At 75.6% G+C, this 6,495-nt stretch carries 4 protein-coding genes and 2 pseudogenes; 3 read left to right on the top strand and 3 right to left on the bottom strand.

The features are described 5' to 3' along the window. Positions 1-920: pseudogene (locus tag HLB09_RS11330) on the bottom strand (PucR family transcriptional regulator); the annotation flags it as partial. A gap of 144 nt (positions 921-1,064) precedes the next feature. On the opposite strand from HLB09_RS11330, the gene HLB09_RS11325 reads away from it, so the two are divergent. Beyond that, positions 1,065-1,739, top strand: a complete 675-nt coding sequence (locus tag HLB09_RS11325) for a hypothetical protein (protein WP_171203479.1) — start codon at positions 1,065-1,067, stop codon at positions 1,737-1,739. A 335-nt stretch (positions 1,740-2,074) separates the two neighbouring features. Here the strand turns inward: HLB09_RS11325 and aceE are convergent, their stop codons facing one another. Next, positions 2,075-4,813: a pyruvate dehydrogenase (acetyl-transferring), homodimeric type gene (gene aceE, locus HLB09_RS11320; RefSeq protein WP_171203478.1), complete on the bottom strand. Its 2,739-nt coding sequence runs from the start codon at positions 4,811-4,813 to the stop codon at positions 2,075-2,077. A gap of 267 nt (positions 4,814-5,080) precedes the next feature. Here aceE and HLB09_RS11315 point away from each other — a divergent pair, with 267 nt between their 5' ends. Continuing rightward, positions 5,081-5,503 carry a YjbQ family protein gene (locus HLB09_RS11315; RefSeq protein WP_171203477.1) on the top strand — a complete coding sequence of 141 codons (423 nt, stop codon included), beginning with the start codon at positions 5,081-5,083 and terminating at the stop codon, positions 5,501-5,503. Positions 5,504-5,657: 154 nt separating this feature from the next. On the opposite strand, the pseudogene fdhD reads toward HLB09_RS11315, so the two are convergent. Continuing rightward, positions 5,658-6,374, bottom strand: a pseudogene (gene fdhD, locus HLB09_RS11310) (formate dehydrogenase accessory sulfurtransferase FdhD); the annotation flags it as partial. Here fdhD and HLB09_RS20400 point away from each other — a divergent pair. Continuing rightward, positions 6,268-6,495 (top strand): PKD domain-containing protein (locus HLB09_RS20400; protein ID WP_409373001.1); only part of this gene is annotated, 228 nt, incomplete at its 3' end. The pseudogene fdhD and the gene HLB09_RS20400 sit on opposite strands and share 107 nt — an antisense overlap.

Raw genomic sequence — 6,495 nt, 5'->3', positions numbered from 1 at the left:
CCCGACAGGGCGGCGCGGGTCGAGGCGCCCGCCGCGGCCAGGTCCGGCACCGCGGGGCCGACGACGACGGGTCCGGGCCCGAAGAGGCGGGCGAGGGCGGTGGTCGCGGCCCGCAGGTCGACGCGCCCGGCGGCGGTGCTCCGGGCGGCCGCGGAGCCGTCCTCCGGCGTGCCCCGGTCAGGACCTCGGCGCGGGCGGGAGGACAGGCCGAGGAGGACGACGAGGCGCTCGCCCTGGAGGCCGACGAGGGCGTCGTCCGCGGACGCGCGCGCCGCCCGCCGGAGCCGGGCGATGACGTCCTCCGGCGACCCGGCCGGCGCGGAGCCGACGACGACCGTGACGACGGCGGGGCGGCCCCACCCGAGCGCCGACAGCCGGGACCGGACGCCGTCGTCGACGTCGCCGCGCACGACGGCGTCGACGACGAGCGCCTCGAGGCGGGCGTCCCAGGCGCCCCGGGCCTCGGCGGCGCCGGCGTAGAGCCGCGCGGCCGCGAAGGCCACCTCGCGCGAGTAGCGCAGCACCGCCTCGCGCAGGTGCTGCTCGCGCCCGGGGGCGGCCACCTCGTCCACGTGGTCCTCGACGACGTCGACGGCGGCCCGGACGAGCTCGAGGGTCTGCGCCAGCGTGACGGCGCGGGTCAGCTCGCGCGGGGCGCTGCCGAAGACGTCCGCGGTGACGGCGAGCGGCGCCTCGGGGTCGGAGTACCAGGCGGTGAAGGCGCCGATGCCCGCCTGCGCCACGAGCCCGACCCAGGAGCGGTCCTCGGCGGACATCGAGCCGTACCAGGGCAGCGCCTCGTCGAGGTGCCGCAGGGCCGCCGTCGAGAGGAGCCCGGTGGCCGCGCGGAGCCGGGCGACGTCGTCGGCCGAGGGCTCGGCGCGCCGCGCGCGGCGGCGCTCGGGCGCTCCCTCGGTCACGGCCGCCGATCGTACGAGGCCCCGCGGAGCCCGCGGGAGGGCGCGGCGGCGTGCCGCGGGAGCGGCTGAGGGCTAGGGTCGAAGCCGTCCGGAGGTCCGGCGCACAGCTCGACGCGCGGTCCGCCACACCGACGGAAGGACCGCATGAGCCTGCTCGACAAGCTCCGCCGCCGTGTCGCGGGCAGCACCCCGTCGCGCCTCACGCCGGCGAGCAAGCGCGCCGACCCCACGGCCAAGCGGTCCGGTGGCCACGGGCACTCGGACGACCGTCGCGAGGACGCGCTGCGCGCTCGCCTGCACGACGACCCGAACGACGAGAGCGCCTTCACCGAGCTCGCGGGGATCGTCCGGAGGCGCGCGGCCGAGGGGCACACCGAGGACGACCCGCGCCGCGCCGAGGACGACGCCGTCTGGGCGCTCGCCGAGGAGATGGCCGGCAGCAGCCGCGCCTGGTACCCGCTGCTCGAGCTGGGCCGCCTCTCGATCCACGACGACCGCGAGGGCGCCATGCGCCGGCTGTCGACGGCGGCCGAGCGCGACCCGTCCGGCGGCGCCCTCGCCAGCGCGCTGGCGATCCTGCGCGAGGAGGGCCTGCCGGGCGACGCCCTGGGTCTCGGCGTCGGCCACTGGCGCCCCCGCGAGCACCGCATCGACGCCGGCAGCCAGCTGGTCCACGCGGCCGTCGAGGCCGGCCGCGTGGGGGAGGCGCGCCGCCACCTCGAGGCGCTGTCGGCGCACCCCGACTCCGCCCGCGTCGAGGTCGTCCGGGCCGAGCTCGAGCGCGTCATCGCCGGCGCGGAGGGCGACCGCGGGCACTGACCCGTCGTCGCACCGGACGAGAGCCGGCCCTGCCGGCCCGCCACCGCTGAGAGGCCGCCACCCCGTGGGGTGGCGGCCTCTCGTCGTCCGACCGCGGAGCGACGCCGCGCGGGGGCGGGGTCCTGACGCGGGTGCGAGGGCGAGTCGTCGCCTGTTCGCCCTCGGAGAGGCACGCGCGTGGGCGAGTCGTCGCCTGTTCGCCCCACCCGGGGCGGGCTCGTCCGCGCGGGAGCGTCCACTCGGCTGGGAGGAGCGCACTCCTACGAGGAGCGCTGAAGGACGACGACGGGCCCGCACCCCCGAGGGGTGCGGGCCCGTCCTCGGCGGTCAGGGGGTCAGGCGTCGCCGCCCGCGGTGCCGGAGGTGCCGGCGCTGGCGTCGTCGAGCTTCCACGCCCTGTAGGCCTTCGCCGGTGCGTCCTTCGCCACCTCGCCCTGCGCAGCCAGGCGCACGAGCGCCTGGTAGGCCATCGACGGCCCGTCGATGCGGAAGTGGCGGCGGGTCGCCGCGCGGGTGTCCGACAGGCCGAAGCCGTCGGCACCCAGGACGGTGTAGTCCGCGGGGACCCAGGGGCGGATCTGCTCCTGCACCGAGCGCATGTAGTCGCTCACCGCGACCACGGGCCCGCGCCGCCCGGCGAGCTTCTGCGTGACGAAGGGGGTGGGGGCCTCCTCGTCGGTCCCGGGCCGCTCGAACGCCCAGGCGTCGCAGGCGAGCCCGTCGCGCCGCAGCTCGCCCCACGAGGTCACCGACCACACGTCGGCGTCGACCCCGAAGTCGGAGCCCAGCAGCTCCTGCGCCTCGAGGGCCCACGGCACCCCGACGCCCGACGCGAGCAGCTGCACGCGCGGCCGGTCGCCCTCGTGCCCGGGGGAGACGAGGTGCATGCCGCGGACGATCCCCTCGGCGTCGACCCCCTCGGGCTCGGCCGGCTGCACCATCGGCTCGTTGTAGACGGTGATGTAGTACATGACGTTCGGGTCGACGTCGTGCCCGGCGGCGTCCGTGCCCTTCGGGCCCTCGCCGTACATCCGCTCGAGGCCGGCTCGGACGATGTGGCCGATCTCGTAGCCGTAGGCGGGGTCGTAGGAGACGACGGCCGGGTTGGTGGAGGCCAGCAGCGGCGAGTGGCCGTCCGCGTGCTGCAGCCCCTCGCCGGTGAGGGTCGTCCGGCCCGCCGTCGCGCCGAGGAGGAAGCCGCGCGCCATCTGGTCGCCCGCGGCCCACAGGCTGTCGCCCGTGCGCTGGAAGCCGAACATCGAGTAGAAGACGTAGACCGGGACGAGGGCCTCGCCGTGCGTGGCGTAGGCGGTGCCGGCGGCCGTGAAGGCGCCGACGGAACCGGCCTCGTTGATGCCCGCGTGGACGATCTGCCCGGACTCGGACTCCTTGTACGCGAGCATCAGCTCGCGGTCCACGGACTGGTACTTCTGCCCGTTCGGGTTGTAGATCTTCGCCGTCGGGAAGAACGAGTCCATGCCGAAGGTGCGGGCCTCGTCCGGGATGATCGGCACGACGCGGCGGCCGAGCTCCTTGTCCCGCATGAGGTCCTTGAGGAGGCGGACGAAGGCCATCGTCGTGGCGATCGTCTGCTTGCCCGAGCCCCGCTTGAGCACCTTGTAGGCGTCGTCGCCGGGCAGCTCGAGCCTCGTGTGCGGCGTCGTCCGCCGCGCCGGCAGCGGCCCGCCGAGCTTCTGGCGCCGCTCGCGCAGGTACTGGATCTCCTCGGCGTCCTCGCCCGGGTGGTAGTACGGCGGGCGGTAGAGGTCGTCCTCCAGCGCCTTGTCGGAGATGGGGATGCGCAGGCTGTCGCGGAAGAGCTTCAGGTCCTCCATCGTCAGCTTCTTCATCTGGTGGGTCGCGTTGCGGCCCTCGAAGTGCGAGCCGAGCCCGTAGCCCTTGACCGTCTTGGCGAGGATGACGGTCGGCTGGCCGGTGTGCTCGGTGGCCGCCTTGTAGGCCGCGTACACCTTGCGGTAGTCGTGCCCGCCGCGCTTGAGGCCCCAGAGCTGGTCGTCGCTGTAGCCCTCGACGAGCTTGCGGGTGCGCGGGTCCTGGCCGAAGAAGTGCTCGCGGACGTAGGCGCCCGACTCGGCCTTGAAGGTCTGGTAGTCCCCGTCGAGCGTCTGGTTCATGACGTTGACGAGGGCGCCGTCCCGGTCGGCCGCCAGCAGCGGGTCCCACTCGCGGCCCCACAGCACCTTGATGACGTTCCAGCCGGCGCCGCGGAAGAAGGACTCGAGCTCCTGGACGATCTTGCCGTTGCCGCGCACCGGCCCGTCGAGGCGCTGGAGGTTGCAGTTGACGACGAAGGTGAGGTTGTCGAGGCCCTCGTTGGCGGCGACCTGCAGCAGGCCGCGGCTCTCGGGCTCGTCCATCTCGCCGTCGCCGAGGAAGGCCCAGACGTGGCTCGAGGAGACGTCCTTGATGCCGCGCGCGGTGAGGTACTTGTTCGACTGCGCCTGGTAGATGGCGTTCATCGGGCCGAGGCCCATGGACACCGTGGGGAACTCCCAGAAGTCCTTCATGAGCCGCGGGTGCGGGTAGCTCGGCAGGCCGCGGCCCTTCGCCGTCAGCTCCTGCCGGAAGCCGTCCATGTCGGTCTCGGACAGCCGGCCCTCGAGGAAGGCGCGGGCGTAGACGCCGGGGGAGGCGTGGCCCTGGATGTAGACCTGGTCGGGCGTCCCGCCGTCGTGGCCCTTGAAGAAGTGGTTGAAGCCGACCTCGTACAGCGTGGCCGAGGAGGCGTAGCTCGAGATGTGCCCGCCGACGGAGATCTCGGGGCGCTGCGCGCGGTGCACCTGGATGGCGGCGTTCCACCGCAGCCAGGCGCGGTAGCGGCGCTCGACCTCCTCGTCACCGGGGAACCACGGCTCCTGCTCGGGTCCGATGGTGTTGACGTAGTCGCTCGTCACGGGCGTCGGCACCCCGACGCCGCGCTCGCGCGCGCGCTGCAGCATCGACAGCATGAGGTAGCGGGCCCGCGTGCGACCCCGCTCGTCCACCGCCCCGTCGAGGGAGTCCAGCCACTCCTGGGTCTCCTCCGGGTCGATGTCCGGCACCTGGGAGGGCATGCCGCTCCGGGTGGGACCGGCGTCGTCGCGTCCTGCCACTGAAGCATCTCCGTCTCGTCCGCCGGCGCTCGCGGCACCAGCACGTCGACCGCGGCCCGCTCGGCCGCACACCGCGGTGCTGGGGTCGCCCGCGGCGGCTCCATCCTCGCGCGCCGCGGGCGGCCGCGTCACATCAGGTGCGCGCCGGGACGTCCCGGGGCGGGGGCGGGGCCGCCCGCGCGTGCGTCAGCGGGTGCGCGGGGGGCCCCGCTGCGCTGTCATCGACGGGTGGAGACGACGACGCTGGCGGTGCGCACGGGCGGCGACGAGCGCGTGGTGGACCTCACCGCGCGCGTCGAGGAGGCCCTCGACGACTGGGGAGCGGCGGAGGGCCTGCTGTCGGTCTTCGTGCCGCACGCGACCGCCGGCGTCGCGGTGCTCGAGACGGGCGCGGGCTCCGACGAGGACCTGCTGCGGGCCCTGCGCGACGTCCTGCCGGCGGCGGGCCCGCAGGGGGAGGGGTGGCGCCACGCGCACGGCTCGCCCGGCCACGGGCGCGACCACGTGCTGCCGGCGCTCGTCAGCCCCTCGCTCGTCCTGCCCGTGCTCGACGGGCGGCCGGCGCTCGGCACCTGGCAGAGCGTCTGCCTCGTCGACACCAACCGCGACAACGCCGACCGGACCGTCCGGCTGTCCTTCGTCCGCGGCTGAGCCGCCCCGCCCGCGGACTTCGTAGCCTTCTTCTGTCCTGGGGGCGCCCGACGACGGACTTCGTAGCCTTCTTCTGTCCTGGCGGCGCCCAGCGGCGGACTTCGTAGCCTTCTTCCGCTCGCGAGGGAGGGAGCGCCGCCGGGGCGCGGAGGCCTCAGGCGCCGGTGCGGACGCGCTGGGCGCCGGTGTAGACGTTGAGCGTCGGGGGGCGCACGAACCCGGCGAGCGTCATGCCCGCCTCGCGGGCCAGCTGCACGGCGAGCGACGAGGGCGCCGAGACGGCGGCCAGCACCGGCACCCCGGCCATCCAGGCCTTCTGCGCGAGCTCGAAGGACGCGCGGCCGCTCACGACGAGCACGTGGCCGCGCAGGGGCCAGCCGATGTCGCGGGCGGCTCGCCCGAGGACCTTGTCGACGGCGTTGTGCCGCCCGACGTCCTCGCGCACGACGAGCAGCTCGCCGTCGGCCGTCGCGAGCCCGGCGGCGTGCAGGCCGCCGGTCCGGTCGAAGACGCGCTGGGCCTCCCGCAGCCGGTCGGGCAGCGCGGCGAGCACGCGGGCGTCCACGACGACGTCGTCGCGGAAGAGGTTCGCCCCGGTCCGGGCGCGCACGGCGTCCACGCTCGCGGAGCCGCAGACCCCGCAGGCCGACGTCATGCCGAAGGTCCGACGGCCCTCGAGGTCGGGCGCGGGGACGCCGTCGGCGAGGGCCAGCTCGAGCGACCCGACGACGGGACGCCCGCCGGCGTCGACGTCGACGCACGCGGTGGTGCGCGCGACGGCCGCCGGGCCGGGCAGCAGCCCCTCGGTGAGCAGGAAGCCGAGGGCGAGGTCGTCGTCGTCGCCGGGCGTGCGCATCGTCACGACCACCGGCGCCAGCACCCAGCACACCTACGCCGCCCCCGGTGAGCGGACCGTGACCCTGACCGTCACCGACGACGACGGCGCCACCGCGACGACGTCCGTGACGGCCGCGCCCGAGCCCCCGCCGGCG

It is taken from the genome of Pseudokineococcus marinus, assembly GCF_013004605.1.
Lineage (GTDB): Bacteria > Actinomycetota > Actinomycetes > Actinomycetales > Quadrisphaeraceae > Pseudokineococcus > Pseudokineococcus marinus.
The sequence above is the reverse complement of the archived record's forward strand: the minus strand, read 5'-3'. Positions and strand labels throughout refer to the sequence as shown.

Coding starts and splice junctions, on each gene's coding strand:
- aceE (WP_171203478.1), bottom strand. CDS start 4,813: ATGCCCTCCCAGGTGCCGGACATCGACCCGGAGGAGACCCAGGAGTGG.
- HLB09_RS11325 (WP_171203479.1), top strand. CDS start 1,065: ATGAGCCTGCTCGACAAGCTCCGCCGCCGTGTCGCGGGCAGCACCCCG.